Source organism: Actinomycetospora chibensis, assembly GCF_028737215.1.
Classification (GTDB): domain Bacteria; phylum Actinomycetota; class Actinomycetes; order Mycobacteriales; family Pseudonocardiaceae; genus Actinomycetospora; species Actinomycetospora chibensis.
The window spans coordinates 319,555-344,174 of sequence record NZ_JAQZAM010000004.1 but is presented as its reverse complement, the minus strand read 5'-3'; the positions used below and the strand labels follow the sequence as shown (position 1 = coordinate 344,174).

28 protein-coding genes and 1 tRNA gene are annotated in these 24,620 nt (G+C 74.1%); 9 read left to right on the top strand and 20 right to left on the bottom strand.

Going from position 1 to position 24,620, the window contains the following annotated elements; translation table 11 throughout:
• Positions 1-80 precede the first annotated feature (80 nt).
• Positions 81-2,198 carry a S9 family peptidase gene (locus PH189_RS08485; protein WP_274188320.1) on the bottom strand — a complete coding sequence of 706 codons (2,118 nt, stop codon included), beginning with the start codon at positions 2,196-2,198 and terminating at the stop codon, positions 81-83.
• A 74-nt stretch (positions 2,199-2,272) separates the two neighbouring features.
• Between PH189_RS08485 and PH189_RS08480 the strand changes: the two genes are divergently transcribed.
• A complete protein-coding gene (locus PH189_RS08480) occupies positions 2,273-3,298 on the top strand; it encodes a tryptophan--tRNA ligase (RefSeq protein ID WP_274188368.1) in 1,026 nt (341 codons plus the stop codon).
• Between the two features lie 25 nt (positions 3,299-3,323).
• Here the strand turns inward: PH189_RS08480 and PH189_RS08475 are convergent, their stop codons facing one another.
• Positions 3,324-3,635 carry a hypothetical protein gene (locus PH189_RS08475; protein WP_274188319.1) on the bottom strand — a complete coding sequence of 104 codons (312 nt, stop codon included), beginning with the start codon at positions 3,633-3,635 and terminating at the stop codon, positions 3,324-3,326.
• A 217-nt stretch (positions 3,636-3,852) separates the two neighbouring features.
• The gene (locus PH189_RS08470; RefSeq protein WP_274188318.1) at positions 3,853-4,275 is read right to left on the bottom strand and encodes an HIT family protein; all 423 of its coding nucleotides are present in this window, start codon (positions 4,273-4,275) and stop codon (positions 3,853-3,855) included.
• Between the two features lie 58 nt (positions 4,276-4,333).
• Between PH189_RS08470 and PH189_RS08465 the strand changes: the two genes are divergently transcribed.
• Together PH189_RS08465 and PH189_RS08460 are read left to right on the top strand one after the other, a co-directional pair.
• Positions 4,334-5,056: a type 1 glutamine amidotransferase gene (locus PH189_RS08465; RefSeq protein WP_274188317.1), complete on the top strand. Its 723-nt coding sequence runs from the start codon at positions 4,334-4,336 to the stop codon at positions 5,054-5,056.
• Positions 5,053-5,982 (top strand): TIGR03854 family LLM class F420-dependent oxidoreductase, encoded by a 930-nt coding sequence (locus PH189_RS08460; protein ID WP_274188316.1) that lies wholly within the window; start codon positions 5,053-5,055, stop codon positions 5,980-5,982. Before PH189_RS08465 ends, PH189_RS08460 begins: the two co-directional genes overlap by 4 nt.
• Before the next feature lie 12 nt (positions 5,983-5,994).
• On the opposite strand, the gene PH189_RS08455 is transcribed toward PH189_RS08460, so the two are convergent.
• Positions 5,995-6,405 carry a pyridoxamine 5'-phosphate oxidase family protein gene (locus tag PH189_RS08455; RefSeq protein ID WP_274188315.1) on the bottom strand — a complete coding sequence of 137 codons (411 nt, stop codon included), beginning with the start codon at positions 6,403-6,405 and terminating at the stop codon, positions 5,995-5,997.
• Positions 6,406-6,441: 36 nt separating this feature from the next.
• Entirely contained in the window at positions 6,442-8,217 is a 1,776-nt protein-coding gene (locus tag PH189_RS08450; RefSeq protein WP_274188314.1) for a hypothetical protein, read from the bottom strand.
• A gap of 253 nt (positions 8,218-8,470) precedes the next feature.
• Between PH189_RS08450 and PH189_RS08445 the strand changes: the two genes are divergently transcribed.
• Genes PH189_RS08445 through PH189_RS08430 form a run of 3 tightly spaced genes read left to right on the top strand, consistent with a single transcriptional unit; the run spans position 8,471 to position 11,311 of the window.
• A complete protein-coding gene (locus tag PH189_RS08445) occupies positions 8,471-9,634 on the top strand; it encodes a type III PLP-dependent enzyme (protein ID WP_378014928.1) in 1,164 nt (387 codons plus the stop codon).
• A complete protein-coding gene (gene speD / locus PH189_RS08435; protein WP_337994139.1) occupies positions 9,631-10,902 on the top strand; it encodes an adenosylmethionine decarboxylase in 1,272 nt (423 codons plus the stop codon). The genes PH189_RS08445 and speD overlap by 4 nt, the downstream gene beginning before the upstream one ends.
• Positions 10,903-10,933: 31 nt before the next feature.
• Positions 10,934-11,311, top strand: coding sequence for a hypothetical protein (locus tag PH189_RS08430; RefSeq protein WP_274188312.1), 378 nt, complete (start codon positions 10,934-10,936; stop codon positions 11,309-11,311).
• A 7-nt stretch (positions 11,312-11,318) separates the two neighbouring features.
• On the opposite strand, the gene PH189_RS08425 is transcribed toward PH189_RS08430, so the two are convergent.
• The 3 genes from PH189_RS08425 to PH189_RS08415 form a co-directional block, all read right to left on the bottom strand.
• A complete protein-coding gene (locus PH189_RS08425; RefSeq protein ID WP_274188311.1) occupies positions 11,319-11,726 on the bottom strand; it encodes an acyl-CoA thioesterase in 408 nt (135 codons plus the stop codon).
• Positions 11,723-13,450: an AMP-binding protein gene (locus PH189_RS08420; protein WP_378014936.1), complete on the bottom strand. Its 1,728-nt coding sequence runs from the start codon at positions 13,448-13,450 to the stop codon at positions 11,723-11,725. Before PH189_RS08420 ends, PH189_RS08425 begins: the two co-directional genes overlap by 4 nt.
• A gap of 81 nt (positions 13,451-13,531) precedes the next feature.
• On the bottom strand, positions 13,532-13,753 hold the full coding sequence (locus PH189_RS08415; protein ID WP_274188309.1) for a DUF3618 domain-containing protein: 222 nt from the start codon (positions 13,751-13,753) through the stop codon (positions 13,532-13,534).
• An 82-nt stretch (positions 13,754-13,835) separates the two neighbouring features.
• On the opposite strand from PH189_RS08415, the gene bcp reads away from it, so the two are divergent.
• Positions 13,836-14,309: a thioredoxin-dependent thiol peroxidase gene (bcp, locus tag PH189_RS08410; protein WP_274188308.1), complete on the top strand. Its 474-nt coding sequence runs from the start codon at positions 13,836-13,838 to the stop codon at positions 14,307-14,309.
• A gap of 4 nt (positions 14,310-14,313) precedes the next feature.
• On the opposite strand, the gene PH189_RS08405 is transcribed toward bcp, so the two are convergent.
• The 5 genes from PH189_RS08405 to rph all read right to left on the bottom strand — a co-directional run bounded on the left by PH189_RS08405 (position 14,314) and on the right by rph (position 17,293).
• Positions 14,314-14,386: transfer RNA gene (locus PH189_RS08405), tRNA-Leu, on the bottom strand.
• A 119-nt stretch (positions 14,387-14,505) separates the two neighbouring features.
• A complete protein-coding gene (locus PH189_RS08400; RefSeq protein ID WP_274188307.1) occupies positions 14,506-15,342 on the bottom strand; it encodes an alpha/beta fold hydrolase in 837 nt (278 codons plus the stop codon).
• A complete protein-coding gene (locus PH189_RS08395) occupies positions 15,339-15,938 on the bottom strand; it encodes a class I SAM-dependent methyltransferase (RefSeq protein ID WP_274188306.1) in 600 nt (199 codons plus the stop codon). The genes PH189_RS08400 and PH189_RS08395 overlap by 4 nt, the downstream gene beginning before the upstream one ends.
• Before the next feature lie 3 nt (positions 15,939-15,941).
• Entirely contained in the window at positions 15,942-16,553 is a 612-nt protein-coding gene (rdgB, locus tag PH189_RS08390; RefSeq protein ID WP_274188305.1) for an RdgB/HAM1 family non-canonical purine NTP pyrophosphatase, read from the bottom strand.
• Positions 16,550-17,293 carry a ribonuclease PH gene (gene rph, locus PH189_RS08385; protein WP_274188304.1) on the bottom strand — a complete coding sequence of 248 codons (744 nt, stop codon included), beginning with the start codon at positions 17,291-17,293 and terminating at the stop codon, positions 16,550-16,552. Before rph ends, rdgB begins: the two co-directional genes overlap by 4 nt.
• Positions 17,294-17,353: 60 nt before the next feature.
• On the opposite strand from rph, the gene PH189_RS08380 reads away from it, so the two are divergent.
• Positions 17,354-18,772 carry a DHA2 family efflux MFS transporter permease subunit gene (locus PH189_RS08380; protein WP_274188303.1) on the top strand — a complete coding sequence of 473 codons (1,419 nt, stop codon included), beginning with the start codon at positions 17,354-17,356 and terminating at the stop codon, positions 18,770-18,772.
• Here PH189_RS08380 and PH189_RS08375 read toward each other — a convergent pair whose 3' ends face one another.
• The 7 genes from PH189_RS08375 to clpS all read right to left on the bottom strand — a co-directional run bounded on the left by PH189_RS08375 (position 18,773) and on the right by clpS (position 23,122).
• The gene (locus PH189_RS08375; RefSeq protein ID WP_274188302.1) at positions 18,773-19,531 is read right to left on the bottom strand and encodes an MBL fold metallo-hydrolase; all 759 of its coding nucleotides are present in this window, start codon (positions 19,529-19,531) and stop codon (positions 18,773-18,775) included.
• Positions 19,532-19,617: 86 nt separating this feature from the next.
• Positions 19,618-20,268: a rhomboid family intramembrane serine protease gene (locus PH189_RS08370; RefSeq protein WP_274188301.1), complete on the bottom strand. Its 651-nt coding sequence runs from the start codon at positions 20,266-20,268 to the stop codon at positions 19,618-19,620.
• An 80-nt stretch (positions 20,269-20,348) separates the two neighbouring features.
• The gene (locus tag PH189_RS08365; protein WP_274188300.1) at positions 20,349-21,299 is read right to left on the bottom strand and encodes a PLP-dependent cysteine synthase family protein; all 951 of its coding nucleotides are present in this window, start codon (positions 21,297-21,299) and stop codon (positions 20,349-20,351) included.
• A 22-nt stretch (positions 21,300-21,321) separates the two neighbouring features.
• Complete coding sequence (locus PH189_RS08360) at positions 21,322-21,600, bottom strand: MoaD/ThiS family protein (RefSeq protein WP_274188299.1); 279 nt, start codon at positions 21,598-21,600, stop codon at positions 21,322-21,324.
• 120 nt (positions 21,601-21,720) lie between these two features.
• Positions 21,721-22,203: a M67 family metallopeptidase gene (locus tag PH189_RS08355; protein WP_274188298.1), complete on the bottom strand. Its 483-nt coding sequence runs from the start codon at positions 22,201-22,203 to the stop codon at positions 21,721-21,723.
• Between the two features lie 39 nt (positions 22,204-22,242).
• On the bottom strand, positions 22,243-22,800 hold the full coding sequence (locus PH189_RS08350) for a DUF2017 domain-containing protein (RefSeq protein WP_274188297.1): 558 nt from the start codon (positions 22,798-22,800) through the stop codon (positions 22,243-22,245).
• A 19-nt stretch (positions 22,801-22,819) separates the two neighbouring features.
• Positions 22,820-23,122: an ATP-dependent Clp protease adapter ClpS gene (gene clpS / locus PH189_RS08345; RefSeq protein ID WP_378014937.1), complete on the bottom strand. Its 303-nt coding sequence runs from the start codon at positions 23,120-23,122 to the stop codon at positions 22,820-22,822.
• Positions 23,123-23,301: 179 nt separating this feature from the next.
• Here clpS and PH189_RS08340 point away from each other — a divergent pair, with 179 nt between their 5' ends.
• Complete coding sequence (locus PH189_RS08340; RefSeq protein ID WP_378014938.1) at positions 23,302-24,540, top strand: nicotinate phosphoribosyltransferase; 1,239 nt, start codon at positions 23,302-23,304, stop codon at positions 24,538-24,540.
• Positions 24,541-24,620 lie beyond the last annotated feature (80 nt).

Sequence of the window (24,620 nt, the reverse complement as noted above, 5' to 3'; positions counted from 1 at the left end):
GGTCAGCATCGGCGAGCGCGCCGGCGCGTGGGTGCGGTTTCGGACAAGTCGGCGAAGTCTTCCCGAGTGCAAACCCGCGGCTACCCCAGCGCGTCGCGCAGGAAGGCGACCTGCAGCAGGAGCAGGTTCTCGGCGACGACCTCCTGGGGCGTCATGTGCGTGACCCCCGACAGCGGCAGCACCGTGTGCGGGTGCCCGGCCGCGAGCAGCGCCGACGACAGCCGCAGGGTGTGCGCGGCGACGACGTTGTCGTCCGCGAGCCCGTGGACGAGCATGATCGGCCGCGCCGGAGCCGTCGTCCCGGGGTCGTCGAGGATCGAGGAGCGCTCGTAGGCGTCCGGGCGCGTGTCCGGGTGGTCGAGGTAGCGCTCGGTGTAGTGGGTGTCGTAGAGGCGCCAGTCGGTCACCGGCGCGCCCGCGACCGCCGCGTGGAAGACCTCGGGCCTGCGGAGCACCGCCAGGGCAGCGAGGTACCCGCCGAAGGACCAGCCGCGGATGGCGACGCGGTCCAGGTCGAGGTCGCCGACCTGCTCGGCCGCCGCGTGCAGCGCCGCGACCTGGTCGTCGAGCACCGGGGTCGCGAGGTCGCCGAACACGGCCCGCTCGTAGGCGGGCCCCCGCCCCGGGGTGCCGCGGCCGTCGGCGACGACGACGGCGAAGCCCTGGTCGGCGAACCACTGGCTGGTGAGGAACGCCCCGCGCGCCGCGAGGACCCGCTGGGAGTGCGGACCGCCGTAGGGGTCGAGGAGCACCGGGAGCCGTCGGGACCCCGCCACGTGGTCGTGCGGGAGCAGCACCGCCACCGACGGACCGCCGGGGTCCGTCGCGACCCGCCGCACCTGCGGGACGAGCCCCGGCGCCTGCGCGTACGACACCACCCCGACCGAGCTGCCGTCGGCCCGCAGGACCGTGGTGCGGGTGCCGTCGGAGTCGAGGTCGGCGCCGGCGAGCACGGTGACCCCGCCCGCCCGCCGTCCGGTCCACACGCCGTACTGCGGCCCCAGCCGCACGGGCCCGCCCGCGCGCGACCACGTCCACACCGTGACGTCCTCGGGCCGCTCGGAGGCGGTGAACAGCACCGTGTCGCCGTCGACGTCGGCGACGCCCCGCACCTGGAGCCCGGGGGGCGTGACGGGCACGCCGTCGACCACCAGCCGGCGCGTGTCGTCCCGGTCGGCGCAACGGACGAGGGCGCCGTCGGACAGGTGCGTGGGCACGCCGCCGACGAGGTCGACCCAGACGTCGTCGGTCTGCTCCACGGCCACCGTCGACTCCCCCGTATCGGGGTCGACGCGGCGGACCTCGACACGGCGCTGGTCGCGCGTGGAGACGGTGACGAGCAGGTCGTGCACGCTCCACGCGACGTCGGCGAGGTACGCGGTGTGCGCACCGAGGTCGACGGCGGTGCGCGTGCCGTCGAGGTCGACGAGGGCGAGGTCGACGACGGCGTTGGCGGTGCCGGCCGCGGGGTAGGCCATCTCCGTCGGACGGCGGTCGGGGTGCGCCGGGTCGGCGATCCACCAGCGGCTCACCGGCGCGTCGTCGACCCGGGCGACGGCGAGCTGCGAGCCGTCGGGCGACCACCAGTACCCGCGGTAGCGGTTCATCTCCTCGGCGGCGATGAACTCCGCGAGCCCCCAGCTCACCCCGGGGCCGTCGCCCTCCTCGGGCCCGGCCAGGACGTGGGTGGTGCCGGTCGCGCGCTCGTGGACGTGCAGCGTGCCGGCGCGCACGAACGCGACGCGGGCGCCGGTCGGGTCGGGCCGCGGGTCGATCACGGGCCCGTCCACCGGCAGCGGCTCCGGGCTCGCCCCCGGCACCAGGTCGACGGTGAACGCCCGGCCCGACACCACGAAGACCGCCAGGCTGGCCGCGGCGTCGAGGGCGTACTCGACGATCCCGCCGGACTGCTCGCGGACCCGCTCGCGGCGGGCGCGCTCCTCCGGCGGCAGCTCCTCCTCGCCGGGGACGTCGAGGTCGCGCGGGTCGACGAGCAGGTGCTCCTGGCCGGACGGGACGTCGAGCAGCCACAGGCAGGTGACGGGGTCGTCGCCGGCGCGGCTGCGCAGCAGCACCACGCGGCGCCCGTCGGGCGAGACCGTGGGTCGGCGGGGGGCGCCGAGGGTGAACCGGCGCGTGGCGGCCTGGCGGCGCGGGAAGCTGGCCGGAGCATCGGAGGCGGCGGGGTCGGCGGTCACGGGCCGAGTCTGCCTGCTGCCACCCCCTCGACGCCCGAACCCACCTCGCCCCCGCCCGTTAGGCTCGGCCCGTGGTGGAGACGGAGCGGCGCAAGATCGCCCTGACCGGGATCAAGCCCAGCGGCGAGCCGCACCTGGGCAACTACGTGGGGGCGATCCGGCCGGCGCTGGAGCTCGCCCGCACGGCCGACTTCGACTCGCGGTACTTCATCGCCGACCACCACGCGCTCACGGGCACCCCCGCGGCGGGCGACATCGCGGCGTGGACCCGCTCGGTGGCCGCGGCCTGGATCGCGGCGGGCCTCGATCCCGAGCGCACGGTCTTCTACAAGCAGTCCGACGTGCCCGAGACCTTCGAGCTGACCTGGATCCTGTCCTGCGTCACCGGCAAGGGCCTGATGAACCGGGCGCACGCCTACAAGGCGGCCCGCGACCGCAACGTCGAAGCCGGCGACGACCCGGACGCCGGGATCAACCTCGGCCTCTTCGACTACCCGGTGCTCATGGCCGCGGACATCCTGATCATGGAGTCCGACCTCGTGCCCGTCGGGCGCGACCAGCTCCAGCACGTCGAGATCGCCGCCGACGTCGCGGGCAGCTTCAACCACCGCTACGGCCAGGGCTTCCGGCTGCGCATCCCCGAGGCGGTGGTGCCCCCGGAGACGACGGGCCACACGCTGCCCGGCCTCGACGGCCGCAAGATGAGCAAGTCCTACGACAACTACATCCCGCTCTTCCTGCCCGCACCGAAGCTCAAGAAGATGGTGCGCCGCATCCCCACCGACTCGACCCCGGTCGAGGCGCCGAAGGACCCGGACTCGTCGGCGGTGTTCCAGATCCTCGCCCAGTTCGCCGAGCCCGACGTCGTGGCCGACACCCGCAAGCGGCTCGAGGCCGGCGGCGTGGGCTGGGGCGACCTGAAGAACCAGCTCGCCGACGTGCTCGAGGCGCAGCTCGGCCCGCTGCGGGCGCGCTACGACGAGCTCGTCGCGCCGGACAGCGAGCTCGACGCGATCCTGGCCCGCGGCGCCGAGGTGGCCCGCGAGCAGGCGTCGCGCGTGCTGCGGGGCGTGCGGCGCGCCGTGGGCGTCGAGGTCTGAGCCCGGCTCGGCCGGACCCGCCGCGTCAGCCGATGGTGGTGCGCTCGGCGATCACGGCCGACTCGCGACGCGGCGCGGGCAGACCGGCGACCAGCCCGTCCCAGCCACCGCGGCGGCCCATCTCCTCGGGCGTCTCCGGGACCTCGGGCACCTCACCCAGCCAGAGCCGCAGCGGGCCCGTGTCGAGCGGACGCAGCGCGCCGGCGGGGTCGGTGGCCTCGGCGCGCCGGCGCAGCCAGGTGCCGAGCGCGAGCGCCGTGACGATCGAGGCGACGCACCAGCCGGTCACCACGATCGCGACCCACATGAGGACCGGCACGAGCACCTCCGACGTCACAGGGAGCGCGGTGACCGAGCGTGCCCGGAGAACCACCGCGTGCGTTGCACTGAGGATGACATCCCGCGCGGACCCACGGGTAGGGTCTCACTCGATTGGATGTCCAGATGCCAACCGCCGGGCGATCCTGGAGGACCGTCTGCGGGTGTCGGCCACCGTTGAGCGCTACACAACAACCTCTCGGCGCGCCGTCGGGGCCGACCACCAACGGTGAGAGTCATCCGGCTTCAAGACCAGCAGCGATACGCCGAGCGATGGCAGCCGACTCGTCCGAGGAGCCGTAGGGGTGGCGCGGGCCGAGGAAGAAGCGCAGCCCGTCCTTGGGCCTGCGCGGGATCACGTGCAGGTGCAGGTGCGGCACCGACTGGCTGATCACGTTGTTGATCAGGACGAGCGAGCCGGGCGCGTCCAGGGCGCCCTCCACCGCCCGCTCGAGGCGCTGGGCGAGCGTGAAGAACGCCGGGAGCTCGTCGGGGGGCAGGTCCGCGAGCGTGGTGACGTGCGTCCGCGGGACGAGCAGGACGTGGCCCGGGAAGACCGGCTTCGTGTCCAGGAACGCCACCGTCGTGGGGCCGGAGAGGACGATGTCGGCCGGCGCGTCACCGGCGACGACCGCACAGAAGGCGCAGGGCTTGCTCACGGTCGCAGCGTGTCAGGGTCACCGGATGGATCGACGCACCCGGGGCGTTGGGACGACCATGGACTCGGCCACGGACTCCCCGACCCTGCTCGTGATCGGCCACGAGACGGACACCGACACCGTGCCCGTGCTGGCCGGGACCCTGACCACCTGGGCGGCGGACCGCGGGGTCACCGTCGTGCCCGTCGTCGCCGGCGCCCCGATGCCCGATCCCGCCCACGTCGACGCGGTCGCCGTCCTCGGCTCGGCCCAGGGAGCCTGGGACGACAGCGTGCCGTGGCTCGCCTCCGAGATCGCCCACCTCCGGTCGGCGATCGAGGCCCGCACCCCGGTGCTCGGCATCTGCTTCGGCGGACAGCTGCTCGCGCGCGTGCTCGGCGGCCGGGCCGAGCCCGCCTCGGGGCGTCGCGAGAACGGGTGGCAGGAGATCACCACCACCGTCCCGGACGTGGTGCCCGCCGGGCCGTGGATGGAGTTCCACTTCGACACGTTCACCGCGCCCCCGTCGTCGGAGGTGCTCGCCACCTCGCCCCGCTGCGACCAGGCGTTCCGCGAGGGCCCGCACCTGGGCCTGCAGTTCCACCCCGAGGTCACTCCCGAGGAGTTCGATCTCTGGATGCGCCGGTTGTCGCCGGAGCGCCTGCTCGAGCTCGGCATCGACCCCGCGGCCCTGCGTGCCGAGACCGTCGCGCGCGGGGAGGAGTCGCGTCTGGCGAGCTGGGGCCTGTTCGACGCGTTCGCCGAGCGGGCGGGACTGGTCAACCGCACAGTGGCCCGATGAGCGGCGCCCAGATGACGAGTGACCCGATGAAGGTCCGGGTCGGCATCGGCGCCGGTCCCTCCCGCGACGACCCGGCGGCCGCCACGCTCGAGCTCGTCGACGGCTGCGAGGCGCGGGGCATCGACTCGGTGTGGTTCCCCGACCGGATCGCCGCGCCCGCCATCGAGCCACTCGTGGCGATGGGCTGGGCCGCCGCTCGCACGAGCTCGCTGAAGGTCGGCAGCGGCGTGATCGTCCTGCCGGGGCGCAACCCGGCCGTCGTCGCGGCCCAGCTGGCCTCCCTCGCCGCCCTGGCTCCGAAGCGCATCCTGCCGGTCTTCGGCCTGCGCCCGGCCACCGCGGCCGAGCGCACCGCGTACCCGGTCGCGGGGCCGCGGGCTGCGGTGTTCGAGGAGGCCCTGACGGTCGTGCGCCGCCTGCTCACCGAGGAGTCGGTGACGTTCCACGGGTCGTTCTTCACCCTCGACGACGCCGTCGTGGCGCCGCGCCCCGCCCGCCCGCTCGATCTCTGGCTCGGCGGACTCGTCCCGGCCGCGCTACGCCGGGTCGGGCGGCTGGCCGACGGGTGGCTCGCCTCGTTCGTCACCCCCGCCGAGGCAGGCGAGGCACGTCGCACGATCGCCGCCGCGGCCGACGAGGCGGGCCGCGAGGTCGAGGACGACCACTACGGCACGAACCTGCTCGTCCTGCCGCCCGGCACGTCCCCGGAGGACGCGGACCGCGCCCGCGCCTCGTCGGCGCACCGTCGCCCCGAGATCGACCCCCACGAGCTCGTCGTCGACGGCTGGGACGCCGCGCGCCGTCAGGTGCAGCGGTTCGTCGACGAGGGCATCACGAAGTTCGTCGTCCGCCCGGCCGTCGCGCCGGCGTCGTGGCCGGGGTTCCTCGACGAGTTCGCCGAGCACCTCGTCCCGCTCGAGACGTGATGTCGCGCCGCGTCAGCGGCTGCCCATGACCCGGGTGAGCGCGATCTCCAGGACCACCCGCCTCGGGTTCTCCCGCGGGACGCGGTATCGCTGCGCGTAGCGACGCTCGCCGTCGGCCACCGACTCCGGATCGTCCCGGACCACCGCCAGCCCCTCGAGCGTCGACCACCGGCCGCGGTCGACCTGGCTGACCGCGACCCGCGCGCCGCCCTCGCCCGCCGCACGGACCTGGCGGGCCTTGGCGCTGGTGCCCGACGTGATGACCCGGGCGATCGCGGTGCCCAGGTCGAGGGTGACGCCGACGGGCACGACGTGCGGCGACCCGTCGCGGCGCAGGGTCGTCAGCGTGCAGAGGTGGTACTCCGACCAGAACTGCGCGAACTCCTCGCCGCGCGCGTGCAGGTCGGCCGGTGTCACGGTCACGGACGCCGATGGTGCCCTGCCGGGTGCGAGGGCCGGTCACCCGCCCTGCGGCGGCACCGGGGACGTCGACCGGGTGACGGTGTCGGTGAGCCACGCCCAGAAGCGCGGGTCCATCGGCGACGTGGTCGGGATGACCATCTGGGGCTCGACCTCGGCCGCGCCGGTCGACGTCCGGTCCGACGAGCTGTCCGAGCTGTCCGAGCTGTCCGAGCTGTCGGAGCTGGAGCCGCCCGGGTCGCTGTCCCCGGTGGCCACGGTGCGCCGCGAGGTCGGGCCCCCGGTGGCCGAGCTGCGGGTGGTCGGGTCGTCGTCGGCCGTGGCCCGGGTGGTCGTCCGGGGCCGCGTCGCGGTGACCGACTCGTCGCCCGCGGAGGCCGACGCCTCCCCGCCCGAGGCGGACGCCGACGCGCCACCGGCCGAGGCCTCGGCCCCGCCGGCCGACGCGGAGGCGGACGGGCGGCCGGACCGCGCCGCCGTCGACGTGGGGTCGGCCTCGGTGGTGTCCGGCGCGGAGGCGTCGTTGTCGTCGGACCCCGGGTCGCTGTCGTCCGGCGCGCTCGTGCGGGTGGTCAGCGAGGCCCCGGTGGTGGGGTCGACGGTGGTGGTCGTGCCCTGCTCCGGATCGGTGGTCGTGGTGACTCCGGTGGACGGGTCGGTGGTCGTGGTGGGCGCCGCGGACCTCCCCGAGGCGTCGTCGTCCGGCGCGACCGTGGCATCCGTCGGGAGCGGCCAGCCCTCCGGCGTCGTGGTGGGCAGGGAGCGCTCGGCGGCGCCGTCCCCGGGCGCGGGCTCCGGGGCGCTGCTGTCGGCGTCCGCGCTCTCCGTGGGCTGCCCGTAGGTCGGCCAGCCCTCGGGCGTGGTCGCCACGGTGCGGGAGCCGGTGGGCAGCTCGAGGGTGGGGTCGTCGGCCGTGGTGGCCGGCGGGGTGGTGGACGCGCGACCGGGCGGGTCGGCGGGGGTCTCCGCCGGTGGCTCGGTGGGGGTCTCTGCCGGGGTCCCGGTGGGCGAGGACGGCTCGTCGGCACCGCGGGGCAGCAGGTCGGGCAGACGGCCGCCGCCCTCGCCACGGCCACGCTCGCCGCCGTCACCGCGGTCGCCGCCGCGGCCACCGTTGCCCTCGCCCCGGCCATCGTCACCCCGGCCACCGTCAGCCCGGCCACCGTCACCCCGGCCGCCGCCGTTGCCGCCGGGCGAGCCGGTCGGCTCGTCGCGCGTCGGGTCGGGCAGGAGCGGGAGGTCGAGGACGGGGCCGGCGTCGTCGTCCGCCGGCTCCCGCGGTCCGGTCTCCCGCGGCCCGGTCTCCCGCGGTCCGGTCTCCCGCGGCACCGTCTCCGGCGGCGAGGTGGGCGCCGGACCTCCCGTGTCGAGCGGGATGCTCGGGTCGAGCGGCGGCTCGATCAGGTCGGGCGGGCTGTCGGCACCGGGCAGGGGCACCGGGTCGAGCTCGGGCGCGAGCTGGTCGAAGCCCGGAGGCGGCGTGACGGGCTGCTCGGAGCCCGGATGGGCGGGCTCGCCGGCCGGGGCCGACGGCGTGCCGAGCGGACGCGAGCCGGGCAGCGGGATGGGCGTGAGCGGCGGGGCCACGTCATCGGGGAGGGAGCCGTCGGGCAGGGAGCCGCCGGGGAGGGCCTGCGGGTCGTCGGTGGACGGGGCGGACCCGTCGGGCGCGTCGGTGGCCGGCTCGCCCTCGGAGGAGCCGTCGACCGGCTCGGAGGTGGTGGGGGCGTCCGACGCGTTGCCGGTGAGGCCCGTGGCGTCCTCGCGGGGGCCCGCCGGGACGACCGCCGTGCCCACGCCGAACAGGGCGGCCACGAGGGCGACCGTGAACAACCCGGTGACCACGATGTTGCGCGGAGTGCGGAAGGGCCACGGTCGCGGACGCGGCGCCGGGTTCCACCCTCGGGACGAGGTGGACGGCATTCAACCCCCATCGAATCCAGCGTCGAATCCAGCCCGCCCCCGACAGCGGTCCGTGGCCCCCACGACCTCGGAGATCCGTACGGTACGCCGCTCCCGCGGCCCGGGTCAGCCGTTTCGTGATTCCTGGGGCTTCCCGGCGGGCACGATGGAGGGCGTGGGTGCCGAGATCGGGGCGCGCGACGTCGCGCGCCCGTCGACCGTCGAGACGCCGACCCCCCGACTCGACCTGGACCTGGCCGTCGTGCGCAACGCCTATCGCACGATGCGCGGGCTGCTGCCCGATGTGGAGCTCTGCTACGCGGTCAAGGCCAATCCGCAGCCCGAGGTCCTGGCCCTGCTCGTCGCCGAGGGCGCCTCGTTCGACCTGGCGAGCGTCGGCGAGCTCGACCTCTGTCTGCTCGCCGGTGCCCGTCCCGGGACGCTGTCCTGGGGCAACCCGGTGAAGAAGGTCACGGACGTCCGGGCGGCCCGCGCCGCCGGCGTCGCCCGGTTCACCACCGACGCCCCGGCCGACGTCGACCTGCTCGCCCGCGAAGCCCCGGGCGCGACGGTGGGCGTGCGGCTCGCGGTCGGCGACGACGGCGCGGCGACGCCGTTCGCGGGCAAGTTCGGGGCGAGCGAGGACGAGGCCGTGGCGCTCCTGGGCCGCGCCCGCGCGGCGGGTCTCGACGCCGCCGGCATCGGGTTCCACGTCGGCTCCCAGCAGCGCGATCCCTGCGCCTGGGCGCGGGCGATCGACGCCGCCGCCCGGGTCGCCGCCCGTCTCGGCCGGCACGCGCCGTCGGAGCTGAACCTCGGCGGCGGCTTCCCCACCACGCACGCCGGCGGGCCGACACCCGGCCTCGCCGCCTGCGCCGCCGCGATCCGCGAGGCCCTCGCCCGCCACGCCGACAGGTGGCGTCCCCGTCTCGTCGCCGAGCCGGGTCGGGCGCTGGTGGCCGACGCCGGGACGCTGTGCGCCGAGGTGGTGCTCGTCGCCGAGCGCGCCGGCCGGCGGTGGGTCTACCTGGACGTCGGCCGCTACCAGGGGCTCGCCGAGACCGAGGGCGAGATGATCGTCTACCGGCTCCGGACCCCCGGCCGCACCGGCGGGACCGGCCCCGTCGTGCTCGCCGGCCCCACCTGCGACGGCGACGACGTCCTCTACCGCCACGCCGACGTCCGCCTGCCCCTCGACCTCGCGGCGGGCGACGTCGTCGAGTTCCTCGGCGCCGGCGCCTACACGGCCAGCTACGCCTCGGTGGGCTTCAACGGCCTGCCGCCCCTGTCCACGTACGTGCACGAGACCCCGGAGGAAGGTGGGAATTGACGACCACGACCCCGACCACACACCCGACGGACCCCGCGTCGTTCGCGGGCCGCCACGTGCTCGCCGAGCTGCGCGGGGTCGATCCCGCCCTGCTCGGCGACGAGCACGCCGTGGCGGACGCCCTGCGTCGCGCCCTCGACGAGGGCGGCGCGAGGGTGCTCGACGTCGTCACGCACCGGTTCGAGCCCCAGGGCACCACCGTCATGGCGTTGCTGGCCGAGTCGCACGCCTCGGTGCATGCGTACCCGGAGGCCTCCGCAGCGTTCGTGGACGTGTTCACCTGCGGCGTGGAGGCCGACCCCGAGCTCGTCGTCGACGCCCTGGGACGTGGGCTGGGCGCGGCGGAGGTGCGCGCACAGGTCGTCGCCCGTGGCGCCGGGCTCGCCCCCGCCGGCGGCGGCCGGGAGGTCGACGAGCCCCTCGCGGCGGGGATGCGCCGGCGCTGGCGGCTCGACGAGGTGCTCTGGCGGGGTCGCACCGAGTGGCAGGACATGATGGTCGCGCGCACCGCACAGGGCGTCTCCCTCTTCTGCGACGGCGAGCGACAGTCCACCGAGCAGAGCCAGCTCGTCTACCACGAGGCGCTCGCCGTCCCCCCGATGCTGCTGGCCGACGAGCTGCGCTCCGTGCTCGTCGTCGGCTCGTCGGAGGGCGTCGTCTCGCAGCTCGCGGTGGCCGCCGGGGCGAGGTGGGTCGACCACGTCGACATCGACACCGAGTGCGTCCGCCGGTGCGCCGAGCTGCTCCCCTACGGCTACACGCCCGCCGAGCTGGCCGCCGCCGAGGTGGGCGACGGCCCGGTCCGGATGCACTACACCGACGGCTGGCGGTTCCTCGCCGACGCCGCCGCGCGCGGCGACCGCTGGGACGTCGTGATCGTCGACCTGCCCGACGAGCCGGTCGAGGTGACCGACCCCGCCCAGCACGCGCGGCTCTACGGCGCGGAGTTCCTCCGCCGGTGCGCCGACGTCCTCACCCCCGGCGGGGTCGTGTGCTCGCAGGCGGGCTGTCCGACCCTGTGGCGCAACGACACCCTGCAGCGGATGACCGACCGCTTCGACGACGTGTTCGCGGCGGTGCTGCCCTACTGCTCCGACGAGCACGAGTGGGCCTACCTCAGCGGCCGTGTGCAGCCGGTGCCCGACCCCGTCGCGCTCGCGATCTCGCGCCTCGACCGCTTCCCCGAGCTGACCTCGATCGACGCCGACGCCCTGCGGCGCGGCGCGATCCTGCCGTTCGCACTCCGTGCGCGCACGCCCGTGTCCTGACCCGGGCTCCCGCACAGGCCATGATCGGAGCGTGGGCGTCGCACTGACCGTGGTCTGGGCGATCCTCGGGCTGCTGTGGCTGGTCACGGCGCCGGGCGTCCTGGTCGCGTTCGCCGCGGTCGGGAACCCGCCGCCCGGGTTCCTGCCGGGGTGGGTGATCGCGTTCCTGGGCTGGCTGTCCGTGCCCGTGACCGTGGTCCTGGCCCTCGTCGCGATCGCCGGCGACGGGGCGGCCGGCGGCCGGCCGTGGCTGCCGGTGGCGTCGATGCTCGTCGTCGGCGGCGGCTACCTGGTCGGGCTCGGGAGCGTCCGGGTGGTCGCCCGGTGGCGACGCGATCCGCCGCCCCCGCGACGCCTCCGTCCCGGCGACCTCGCCGCCCTCGACGACGACGCCCGCGAGAAGGACTGACGAGGCCTCAGCCCAGAGCCGCCGCGAGCTTCTCCGGTATGCCCGGCGCCTTGCTCCAGGCCCCCGTCTCGGGGTCCCGCACCACGACGACGTAGACGTTGCGGCCCACCACGGCCACCTCGTCCGCCGACCGGTACACCGCGAAGCCCAGCGTGAAGCTCGTCGTCCCGCGGCGCTCGCAGGTGACCTCGACGCGGGCGTCGTCGCGCCAGCGCACCGAGCCGCCGTAGTCGAGCTCGGAGTGCACGACCATCACGTCGACCCCCGACGCGATGAGCTCGGGGTAGGGCAGGCCGACGTGGTCGAGGAAGCCGGTGAAGGCCTCGTCGAACCAGGTCAGGTAGTGGCCGTTGAACACCACGCCCTGCTGGTCGATCTCCGCGTAGCGCGGGACGACGGAGAACGAGTAGGTCACTGGCGGAGCTCGGGGAAGTCCTCGTCCCGGTACTCGCCGGCCGGGGCCGCCGCGTCGGGGCTCGGGCGCAGCTCGTCCTCCCGGCCGCGGAGCTCGACCCGACGGATCTTCCCGGAGATCGTCTTCGGGAGCTCGTAGAACTCCAGGCGGCGCACCCGCTTGTAGGCCGGCAGGTTCTCGCGGGCGTGGCGCAGGATCGCCAGCGCCGTCTCGCGCGAGGCCTCGTAGCGGGTCGAGAGCACGACGTAGGCCTTGGGGACGGCCAGGCGCAGCGGGTCGGGCGACGGGACGACGGCGGCCTCGGCGACCGCGTCGTGCTCGATGAGCACGCTCTCCAGCTCGAACGGGCTGATGCGGTAGTCCGACGCCTTGAACACGTCGTCGGAGCGCCCGACGTAGGTGATGTAGCCGTCCGCGTCGCGGGAGCCGACGTCCCCGGTGTGGTAGACGCCGTCGCGCATGACCTCGTCGTTGCGCTCCGGGTCGTCCTTGTAGCCGACCATCAGCCCGAGCGGGCGGTCGGCGAGGTCGATGCAGATCTCGCCCTCGTCGCCGCGCTCGCCGGTGACCGGGTCGACCAGCACGATCGGGTAGCCCGGCAGCGGGCGGCCCATCGAGCCGTCCTTGACCGGCTGTCCTGGTGGGTTGCCGATCTGCAGTGTCGACTCGGTCTGGCCGAAGCCGTCGCGGATCGTCATGCCCCAGGCCTCGCGGACCTGCTCGATGACCTCGGGGTTCAGCGGCTCGCCGGCACCCACGAGCTCGCGCACCGGCACCTGCACGCGCGTCAGGTCCGCCTGGATCAGCATCCGCCACACCGTCGGCGGCGCGCAGAACGTGCTGACGCCCTTCTCGACGATCACGTCGAGCAGCTTGTCGGCGTCGAACTTCGTGTAGTTGTAGATGAAGATCGTCGCTTCGGCGATCCACGGGGCGAAGACGTTCGACCACGCGTGCTTGGCCCAGCCCGGCGAGGCGACGTTGAGGTGCACGTCGCCCGGCTGCAGGCCGATCCAGTACATCGTCGACAGGTGGCCGACCGGATAGGTCGTGTGCGTGTGCTCGACGAGCTTCGGCTTCGCCGTCGTGCCCGAGGTGAAGTAGAGCAGCAGGGTGTCGCTGCCCTTGGTGGGTCCGTCGGGCGTGAACTCGGCGGGAGCGTCGTACGCGGCGTGGAAGTCGAGCCAGGGCTCGGTGATGCGGTCACCCACGGCGATCTTCGTGTAGTCGCCGGGAACGTCGTCGAACTTGTCGACGTCGACGTCGCGGACGACGACGTGCTTCGCGTGGCCACGGTCGATGCGGTCGCGCAGGTCGGCGGCACCGAGCATCGGCGTCGACGGGATGAGGATCGCGCCGAGCTTCATCACCCCGAGGATGGTCTCCCACAGCTCGACCTGGTTGGCGAGCATGAGGATGACCCGGTCGCCGCGGCCCACGCCCTGCGCGCGCAGCCAGTTGGCGACGCGGTTCGAGCGCTCGCTCATCTCGGCGAACGAGTACTTCGTCTCCCGCCCGTCCTCCTCGACGATCCACAGCGCCGGACGCTGCGCGGTGCCGGGGTCGGAGCCGATGGCGTCGAAGTGCTCGAGGGCCCAGTTGAACTCGTCGAGCTGCGGCCACGCGAAGTCGCGCAGCGCGGCGTCGAGGTCCTCGCGCCGCTCCAGCAGCAGATCCCGCGCCCGGCGGAACTCCGTCGCGGCCTTGCTGAGCTCCGACACGATGGGCCCTTCCCTCGAGACGCCGATGGCCGAGGCGGTTCTACCACCTCGGCCATCGGACCCGGGAGACGCGACGGTCCCCCGCTACGTGAACAGCTTCCGCAGGATCACGAGCCCCACCAGTGCGCCGGCGGCGTAGACGGCGTACTTGATCCTCGGGTCGGCCCACTTCTGGGCGGCCATCTCCTTGCCCTGCTCCGAGAGGCGCTGGGGGCTGGCCTTCTCGGAGAGCTCGTCGAGGGCTCCGGCCAGCGCCTCGCGCGCCTGCTGGATCTCCTTCTCGATGGCGTCCGTGTCCCGTGCCACGACACCTCCCGTGTCCTCGTCGGTCGCGCTGACCGTCGCTCGTTCGCGACCGGCCGGTGGTCGGCGGCTATCCTGCCCGCCCGTGACCGCCGATACCCGCTTGGCCCCCGGTCAACCCGCGCCGGACTTCTCGTTGACCTCCGATCAGGGGTCGACGGTGTCGCTCGCCGACCACCGCGGGCACCGCGTCCTCGTCTACTTCTACCCGGCCGCCATGACCCCGGGGTGCACGAAGGAGGCCTGCGACTTCCGCGACAACCTGGCCTCGTTCAACGACGCCGACGTCGCCGTCCTCGGGATCTCGCCCGACAAGCCGGAGAAGCTCGCGAAGTTCCGCGACAAGGAGGGGCTGACCTTCCCGCTGCTCTCCGACCCGGACAAGTCGACCCTCGAGGCGTACGGCGCCTACGGCGAGAAGACGATGTACGGGAAGACGACGGTGGGCGTCATCCGGTCGACGTTCCTCATCGACGCGGAGGGGAAGATCGAGGAGGCGCAGTACGGCGTCAAGGCCACCGGCCACGTGGGCCGGTTGCTGCGGGATCTGAAGCTGTAGGGAGTGCCGACGGCGGGATTCGAACCCGCACTGGCGCGGTCCTAAGCCGCGGGCCTCTGCCGTTGGGCTACGTCGGCTCTGCCATTGGTCGACAACCGCGACCGACCTCACGATACGAGATCGGGTCATGATCGCTCCGAGTGCTCCGACGAGCCCGCTCCAGCGGGCCCGCTGGAGCACCGGGAGCGATCAAGCCCTACAGCAGCGCCCGCACCGCCGCCGCGACCTCGTTCGCCGCCTCGAGGGGCACGAAGTGCCCCACGTCCTCGAGGTGGTGCACGCCGCGCAGGTCGGTGAACGCCCGCTCCAGCCCCTCGGCGAGCCGGGGCGGGAAGAGCGGGTCCTGGTCGCCCCAGAGCACCGTGGTGGGCACGGTGACCGGCGACGGTGGCTCCTGCCCGCGCATCGCGAGCGCCGTGGCCAGGGTCGCCGACCCCGATCGGTACCAGTTGACCGAGGTCGTGAACGCGCCCGGACGCGCGTAGGCCTCGACCAGCTCGTCGGTGACCCCGTCCGTCGCGATCGCCCGGTGCCCCCAGTGCGACCAGAAGTGCTCGAGGTACGCCCGCACGTTCGCCGTGGACCCGTCCACCAGCCGCGACGCGAGCGCCAGCTGGTGGAAGTCCTGGTACCAGAACTCGGCGCGGTGGTCGTCGTCGAGCGAGGCCGCCGCCGAGCCGGGGTGGATCGCGTTGCCCAGCACCAGGGCCCGGACACGCTCGGGACGGGTCCGCGCGAGGTGCGACGCCGTCGTCGAGCCCACGTCGTACCCGACCAGCACCGCGTCGTCGAAGCCCAGGTGGTCCATCAGCTCGATCACCGCGGCGGACTGGGCATCGCGGCCGAAGTCCGTCGCCGGCCGGTCCATGTCGGACGGCGTGAAGGAGGCCCCGAAGCCGAGCAGCTCGGGCACGACGACCTGGGCGTCGCGCTCGAGCAGCGGCAGCAGCGCGCGGTAGTCGGACGCCGCCCCGGGCCAGCCGTGCAGGCAGACGACGGGGACGCCGTTGCCCTCGTGCGCGTAGGAGATCACGCCACGGTCTCCGATCTCTCGACGGCGAGCACCCGGAATCCCGCGTTCGACGACAGCCGGGTGGTCGGATGGCCCTGCTCGGCGAGCCAGCGGGCGAGCGAGTCCGAGCCCAGGTTCTTGCTGACGACGAGGTAGGAGGGCCCGTCGACGCGCGGCAGCCAGCGCAGCAGCAGCTCGTGCAGCGCGGCCTTGCCCGAGCGGATCGGTGGGTTGGACCAGAGCTGGGTGAACCGCACGTCGTCGGGCACCTCGTCGGGCCGGCAGACACGGACGTTGGACAGGCGCGCCGCTGCCGCGTTGGCCCGCACGAGGTCCAGGGCGCGGTCGTTGACGTCCACCGCCCAGACCGTCGCCCCCGGTCGCTGCGCGGCGAGCCAGAGCGCGATGGGCCCGTAGCCGCAGCCGAGGTCCAGCAGGTCGCCCTCGGCCGGCTCGGGGGCGTGCGTGAGGAGCACCCGGGTGCCCTTGTCGAGCCGGCCCCGCGAGAACACCCCGGCGTCGGTGGTGAGGTCGAGCGCGACCCCGCCGACCTCGAGACGGAACGACACCGGGTCCGACGCCGACCCGGGCTGCTCCGAGAAGTACTGGTCGGTCACGTGCTAGCCCAGCTCCGACAGCCGGGGCAGCAGCGCCCGCAGCGCCCGCGAGCGGTGGGAGACCGCGTCCTTCTCCTCCGGCGCCATCTCCGCCGAGGTGCGCGACTCGCCCTCGGGGACGAACGCGGGGTCGTAGCCGAAGCCGTTGAGGCCCCGCGGCGAACGCACCAGCCGGCCCGGCCAGCGTTCGACGACGACGACCTCGCGGCCGTCGGGGTGGGCGGCGGCCGCGGCGCACACGAACGCGGCGCCGCGCCGGTCCTCGGGGACGTCGGCCATCTGGTCGAGGACGAGCGCGAGGTTCGCGGCGTCGCGCTCGGTCCGCGCGCCCCCACGCCCCGACCACCGCGCCGAGAGCACCCCGGGCATCCCGTTCAGCGCGTCCACGGCGAGCCCGGAATCGTCGGCGACAGCCACGAGGCCCGTCGCCGCGGCCGCGTCGCGGGCCTTGGCCAGCGCGTTCTCCTCGAACGTCGCGCCGGTCTCGGGGGCCTCGGGGAACTCGGGGACGTCGTCGAGCCCCCTGATCTCCAAGCCCTCCAAGCCCCGTCCCTCGACGAGCCGGCGCAGCTCCGCGAGCTTGGCGTCGTTCCGGGTGGCCAGCAGGACCTTCACGGAAGCTCCCCCGGGTACGGCTCGGCGAGTGCGGCGACCTGGAGCTCGGTGAGCCGCGCGCAGCCGGCGAGCGCCGAGTCGAGCATCGCGTCGAGCGTGGCGCGGGTGTAGGTGGCGCCCTCGCCGGTGCCCTGGACCTCGACGAGCGTGCCGGTGTCGGTGGCGACGACGTTCATGTCGACCTCGGCCCGCGAGTCCTCCTCGTAGGGCAGGTCGAGGCGCACACGTCCGTCGACGACACCCACGGACACCGCGGCGATCGAGCACGAGAGCGGCTGGGGGTCGGCGAGGCGCTTGTGGGCGCGCAGCCAGGTCACGGCGTCGGCCAGGGCGACGTAGGCGCCGGTGATCGCCGCGGTCCGGGTGCCGCCGTCGGCCTGCAGGACGTCGCAGTCGAGCTGGATGGTGTTCTCGCCGAGCGCGCGCAGGTCGATCGCCGCGCGCAGCGACCGGCCCACCAGGCGGCTGATCTCGTGCGTGCGGCCGCCGACCCGGCCCTTCACCGACTCCCGGTCGCTGCGGCTGTGCGTCGCCGAGGGGAGCATCGCGTACTCGGCGGTGAGCCAGCCGAGCCCGCTGCCCTGGCGCCAGCGCGGGACGCCCTCGGTGACGCTCGCCGCGCACAGCACCGTCGTCTGCCCGAACGAGACGAGCACCGATCCCGCGGGGTGCTGCTGGAACCCGCGCCGGATGCTGATCTCGCGGAGCTCGTCGTCCTGCCTGCCATCGCTGCGTGCCACGAGCGACCACCCTAGGAGCCACCCGGCACGCGACGGTTCGTCGGGCTAACTTCGACGGTCGTGCGTACCGACGGCCGGACCGGGCTCGTGCTCCTCGCGAGCTGCCTCGCCCAGTTCATGGTCGTGCTCGACGTCTCGGTCGTGAACGTCGCGCTGCCCGCGATGCGCACCGCGCTCGGGTTCGACGCCGAGGGGCTGGCCTGGGTCGTCAACGCCTACACGCTGGCGTTCGCGGGGTTCCTGCTGCTGGGCGGCCGGGCGGCGGACTACTTCGGCCGACGCCGCATGTTCCTCGTCGGGCTCGGGCTCTTCGGGTTCGCCAGCCTCGTCGGCGGGCTCGCGAACGACCCGGCGCTGCTGCTCGCCGCCCGCGCGGCCCAGGGCCTGGGCGGGGCGGTGCTCTCCCCCGCGTCGCTGGTCATCCTGCAGACGACGTACGCCGAGGGCGCGGCGCGCGCGAAGGCCTTCGGCTGGTGGTCGGCGATGGGCGGAGTCGGGGGCGCCGCGGGTGGGCTGGCCGGTGGCGTGCTCGTGGGCCTGCTGAGCTGGCGCTGGATCTTCCTGGTCAACGTGCCCGTCGTCGCCCTCACCGTGCTGCTGACCCTCGCCGTGGTCCGCGAGACCCGCGCCGAGCAGCGGCCGGGGCTCGACGTCGCCGGCGCCGTCCTGGTCACGGCGGGCCTGGTCGCCCTGGTCTACGGGGTGGTGTCGCTGGAGTCCTCGCCGTGGACCTCGGCGCGCGTGCTGGGCAGCATGGCGGGCGCGGTCGTGCTGCTCACGGCGTTCCTGGTGGTCCAGCGCCGCAGCCGCCACCCGCTGGTGCCGCTCTGGGTGTTCCGCATCCGCGCGGTGAGCACCGCGAACGTCGTCATCCTGCTCATCACGTCGGCGATGTTCTCGATGTGGTTCTTCGTCTCGCTGCACATGCAGGGCGTCCTGGGCTTCGACGCACTGACAGCGGGCCTGGCGTTCCTGCCGCAGTCCGCGTCGGTGGTGGTCGGCTCGCAGATCTCCTCGCGGCTGGTGTCCCGGCTCGGCGCCCGGGCGATGATCGTCGCGGGGGCGACGCTGACCGCGGCGGGCTTCGCGTGGTTCTCGCTGCTGACGCCGACCACGAGCTGGGCGGCCGGCATCCTCGGGCCGGGCATCGCGGTGTCGCTCGGCATGGGCATCGTCTTCCCCGCGGTGACGACGGCGGCGACGAGCGGGGTCGACGGCGGCCTCGCGGGCCTGGTCAGCGGGCTCGTCACCACCTCGCGGCAGATCGGCGGCGCCGTCGGCCTCTCGGTGCTCTCGACGCTGGCGGCCGCGCACACGGCGACGCTGACCGCCGAGGGCGCGCCTGCGCCCGTCGCCTCGACGTCGGGCACGACGGCGGCGTTCACCGTCGCGGCGGTCGTGGTCGCGATCGCGGCGCTGGTCGCGCTGCTCGTCCCGGCCCCGCAGCGGGCGGGGACGCCGGAGCCGGCGCGGGTCTAGCTAGATCTCGTAGCACCCGTCCGGGACGACGAGCTCGACCGGACCCGGGTACTCCTCCTTGGCCTCGGCGAGCAGGGCCTGCCCGTCGGCCCAGGCGGGGACGTGGGTGAGCAGCAGGCGCTTGACGCCGGCCTGGCGGGCGGTGCGCCCGGCCTGCTTGCCCGACAGGTGCACCCCGCGCGGCCGCTCGGGTCCGTCGCTCCACGTGGACTCGCACAGCAGCACGTCCGCGTCGCGGGCGAGCTCGACGAGCTCGCGGCACGGCCCGGTGTCGCCGGAGTAGACGAGCGTCCGGCCCTCGTGCTCGAACCGGGTGCCGTAGGCCTCGCAGGGGTGGTCGACGGGGGCGCTCGTCAGCGCGATCGGCCCGATCGCAGCCGGCCCGAGCGCGAACGGGCGATGGATGAAGACGTCGCTGAGGTCGGTCGCGACCCGCTCGTCGGACGACGGCGCGTAGGCGACGGCAAGGCGCACCTCGGACTCGGTCGGGCCGTGCAGCGGAACGATCTTGCCGGGCCCGTCGGGGTGGTAGCGCCGGTGGACGATCAGCCCGGAGATGTCGGCGCAGTGATCGGGGTGCAGGTGGGACAGGACCACCGCGTCGATCTCGAACGGGTCGACGTGCCGCTGGAGCACCCCGAACGCGCCGTTGCCGAGGTCGAGCACGACGGACGTGTCGTCCGCGGTGACGAGGTAGCTCGAGGCCGCGGAGTGGGGGCCGGCGCCGCTGCCGGAGCACCCCAGGACGGTCAGTTCCACGAGCGCACCCTACGGGCCTGACCTCTCCGAACGCACAGGCCCGGGAGGACCACCCGGGTCACGGAACGATCACGGACCCCCTTGCCTCACGACACCGCGGGCGCCGTGGTCGGCCCCGGCCGGCGACGGTCCGCCGCGACGGTGAACCGGGCCGCGACGACCCCGCCGATCGCTCCGCACAGGTGCGCCTGCCACGAGATGCCGGGGTTGCTCGGCAGCACGCCGAACAGCAGCGACCCGTAGATTCCGAAGAGGACGACGGCGAGCACGATCTGCCCCACCGAGCGCGCGAAGAAGCCGCGGACCAGCAGGAACGCGAACCATCCGAAGATGACGCCCGAGGCGCCGATCGTCGAGCCCGGGCTGCCGATGAGCCAGGTGCCGACCCCGCTGACCACCCAGATCACCGTGGTGACGGCGAGGAACTGGCCGAGCCCGCCCGCGAGGACGAGGAACCCGAACACCAGCAGCGGGACGGTGTTGCTCGCCAGGTGCTCGAAGCCCCCGTGCAGGAACGGCGCCCACAGGATGCCGCCGAGGCCGTCGAACGTGCGCGGGATGATGCCGTCGTCGTCGAGACCCTGCGGCGGGTCGATCGCGACGAACACCGTGCGGTCGAGGATCTCGAGCACCCACAGGAGCGCAACGATCGCGGTGATCGTCACCGCCGCACGCAGCGGCTGCGCGGGCCAGATGCGGGGCGCGGATCTCGCCGGGACACCGGACGGGCTGGTCACGCTCCCGACACTACGACCGGGGGCGCCGGATCCGCGTGGGGTGGAACCCCTGGACCATGCCCGGGGTGGCGACCACGACGCTAAGCCCAGAGCTGGCCCTCGAGCGCCTCCGCGGCCTCCTCGAGCGTGCCGGTGTAGGCGCCGGTGGACAGGTACTTCCACCCGCCGTCGCAGACCACCATGACGATGTCGGCGTCGTCGTCGCCCCCCGCGGCCTTCTCGGCCTGGGCGAGGGCGGCGTGGAGGATCCCGCCGGTCGAGATGCCCGCGAAGATCCCCTCCTGCTCGACGAGCTGGCGGGTGCGGCGCAGCGCGTCGTAGGCGCCGACCGAGTACCGCCCGGTGAGCACGTCCGGGTCGTAGAGCTCCGGCACGAAGCCCTCGGCGATGTTGCGCAGCCCGTAGACCAGCTCGCCGTAACGGGGCTCGGCCGCGATGATCTGGCAGTCCGGCTTGTGCTCGCGCAGGTAACGGCCGGTGCCGACGAGCGTGCCGGTGGTGCCGAGGCCCGCGACGAAGTGCGTGATCGTCGGCATGTCGCGCAGGACCTCGGGCCCGGTGCCCTCGTAGTGCGCCAGGGCGTTGGCCGGGTTGCCGTACTGGTAGAGCATGACCCAGTCCTCGTGCTGGGCGGCGATCTCCTTGGCCGTCGCGACGGCCTGGTTCGACCCTCCGGCGGCCGGCGAGAAGATGATCTTGGCGCCGTACATCTCGAGGAGCTGGCGACGCTCGGCCGAGGTGTTCTCGGGCATGACGCAGACGAGCTCGTAGCCCTTGAGCTTGGCCGCCATCGCCAGCGAGATGCCGGTGTTGCCGGACGTCGGCTCGAGGAGGGTGCAGCCCGGGGTGAGCAGACCGTCCTCCTCGGCCTTCTCGATCATCCGCAACGCCGGCCGGTCCTTGATCGAGCCCGTCGGGTTGCGGTCCTCCAGCTTGGCCCAGAGCCGCACGTGCGGCGCCGGGGAGAAGGACGGCAGCCCCACGAGGGGCGTCTCCCCCAGGGCGTGGATCAGGGACTCGTACCGGGCCATCGTCGTCTCCTCGAAAGCGCTCCTAGCGCGAGCCGCCCGCCACCGCGGGAAGGATCGTCACGGTGCCGCCGTCGGGCACCTGTGCGTCGAGGCCCCCGGTGAAGCGGACGTCCTCGTCGTTGACGTAGACGTTGACGAACCGGTGCAGCGCGCCGTCGGTCACCAGCCGGTCCTTGATGCCGGGGTGGTTGGCCTCGAGGTCGGTGATGACCTCCTGCAGGGTCTTGCCCTCGGCCTTGACCTGCTTCTCGCCCCCGGTGTGGGTGCGCAGGATGGTCGGGATCGAGACGGTGGCGGACACGGGTTCCCTCCGGGTCGGGGTGGACGTCGGTACAGAGAGGACAGCGTCCCATGGTGGCGCGACATTCCGCGTCCGTGCGGGCCTACCCGCGCGGACCTGCGGCGACGCCGACCAGGGACGTCAGGAGCGGGTGGGATCCGGCACGCCGGCCTGATCGGGGACGTCGGAGGCGCCGGTGTGGCTGAACATGTAGTTCTCCACCACCTGCACCTCCTCCTCGGTGACCTCGCCGTCGACGATCCGGTACGAGCGCAGCTCGTGCTCCTCGGGATCGCGGGTGCCGACGAGCACGTAGTGCGCGAACGGCTCCTGCGCCAGCGAGATGTCGGTGCGCGACGGGTACGGCTCGGTGGCGGTGTGCGAGTGGTAGACGACGACGGGGATCTCGTCGTTCGCGTCCATCGCCTTGTAGACCTTCAGCTGCTCCATCGAGTCGAAGCGGTAGAAGGTCGGCGAGCGCTCGGCGTTCTCCATCGGCACGAAGCGCTCGGGCCGGTCGGAGCCGTCGTCGGGGCCCGCGAGGATGCCGCAGGCCTCGTCCGGGTGGTCCCGACGGGCGTGCGCGACCATCTGCTCGACGAGGTCGGCCCGGATCACCAGCACGGCGCCAGTCTACGGAAGACCGCCGGACCGCGTCGGACCTCAGCCCGTCAGCGTCATCACCAACGAGTCCTGCAGCCAGGTCAGCCAGTGGTACACGGGCAGGTGGTCGGCACGGGGATCGTCCGCGGGCAGCTGCTCGGGCATGTCCTCGGTGACCTCGAGCGCGACACCCAGCGCGAGCCGCACGTCGTTGATCGCCGCCAGCCACTCCTCGGCCTGCGACGGCGCGAGCTCCACCCGTCCACCACCGGCCGGGCAGGTGGTGAGCACGGTGGCGATGGCCGCCCGCTTGGCCTCGATCAGCTCGGGCTCGTGCATGGAGCGCAGTGCCGACGAGAGGTCGTCGGCGTCCTTCTCCTCCGACGACGCGAAGTCGGGCAGCAGGCGCGCGAGCACCGGGTCCTCGGGTGGGGTGGACGGGCCGGTGCGGATGCCGGTGAGGGCGGCGAGCTCGTCGTCGGGCGCCTCGGCGCCGCGGCCGGTGAGCATCTGCTCGATCTGGCCCATGAGCCCGCGCAGCACCGATGCCTCGGGCCGCTCGAGCACCGCGACGTAGCGCACGCGATCGCCACGGCCCTGCCGTCTCCATGCCTTCAATGGGGAGCCTTCACCCGCGTCAGCTCGCCCGCTGCATCGTCGCCCAGAGACCCGCCGCGTGGAGGCGGGACACGTCGCCCTCGACCTTCTCGCGGCTGCCCGACGACACGGTGGCGCGCCCCTTGTGGTGCACGTCGAGCATCAGCGCGGTGGCCTTGGCCTTGTCGTAGCCGAAGAGCTTCTGGAGCACGTAGGTGACGTACGACATGAGGTTGACGGGGTCGTTCCAGACGATGGTCTGCCAGGGGGTGTCGGCGAGGGTGGCCTCGTCGACGGCCTCCTCGGTCCGCTCGTCGACCTCCGGCTCGGCCGGGGCGGACAGACGCACGTCGAGCGGCACGACGCGCGGCGGAGCTGCCGCGAGGGGGGCCGGAGACATGCCTCCATCGTGACACCCCGGGCGCCCGGGGCGCACGGGGACCGGCTGCTCCCGCCTACCCTGGCCCGGTGACGTTCCCGGGGCCGAGCACCGCGCTCCTGACCGACCAGTACGAGCTCACGATGCTCGACGCCGCCCTCGCCGACGGCACCGCCGAGCGGCGGTGCACGTTCGAGGTGTTCGCGCGGAGCCTGCCCCACGGCCGCCGCTACGGCGTCGTGGCCGGCATCGCGCGCCTGCTCGACGCGCTGCCGCGCTTCACCTTCGACGACGCCGAGATCGCGGTCCTGCAGAGCGCCGGCGCCGCCACCGACCGCACCGCGGACTACCTCTCGGGGCACCGCTTCCACGGCGACGTCGTCGGCTACCCGGAGGGCGAGCTGTACTTCCCGGGCTCGCCGGTGCTCTCGGTGACCGGGACCTTCGCCGAGTGCGTGCTGCTCGAGACCCTCGTGCTCTCGGTGCTCAACCACGACTGCGCCGTCGCCTCGGCCGCCGCGCGGATGACGACGGCGGCCAACAGCCGTCCCCTCATCGAGATGGGGTCGCGCCGCACGCACGAGGAGGCGGCGGTCGCGTCGGCGCGGGCGGCCTACCTCGCCGGCTTCGCCGCCACCTCGAACCTCGAGGCCCACCGCCGCTGGGGCGTGCCGACGACGGGCACGAGCGCGCACGCCTTCACGCTGCTGCACGACTCGGAGGCGGACGCCTTCCGCGCGCAGGTCGACGCGCTCGGCGTCGGCACCACGCTGCTCGTCGACACCTACGACATCACCGAGGGCATCGCGACCGCCGTCGAGGTCGCGGGCACCGGGCTCGGCGCGGTGCGCATCGACTCCGGCGACCTCGGCGTCCTGGCCCAGCGTGCCCGCGCCCAGCTCGACGACCTCGGGGCGACCCGCACCCGCGTCGTCATCTCCGGGGACCTCGACGAGCACTCGATCGCCGCCCTGCGCGCCGAGCCCGTCGACGCCTACGGGGTGGGCACCTCGGTCGTCACCGGCTCCGGGGCGCCCACCGCCGGCATGGTCTACAAGCTCGTCGAGGTCGAGGGCCGGCCCGTCGCCAAGCGCAGCTCGTCGAAGGAGTCGCGCGGCGGGGCGAAGTCGGCGCTGCGCCGCCACAAGCCGACCGGCACGGCCGTCGAGGAGGTCGTGCACCGCCTCGACGCCGACGTCGAGCGTGGCGAGCACGACCGCGTCGTTCCGGTCCCGCTGCTGGTCAAGGGCGAGCCGACCGGCGACCAGCCGACCCTCGAGGAGTCCCGCGAGCGCCTGCGCCGCGGCCTGGTCGCGGTCCCGTGGGAGGGGCTCAAGCTCTCCCGCGGCGAACCGGCGATCCCGACGACGTTCCTCCCCTGACCCGTGTCAGCCCGGGGGCCATGCTGACGTTCGACGTCCGGAAAGGCCCCTCGATCACCCACGGCGCGCGCCTAGGCTCG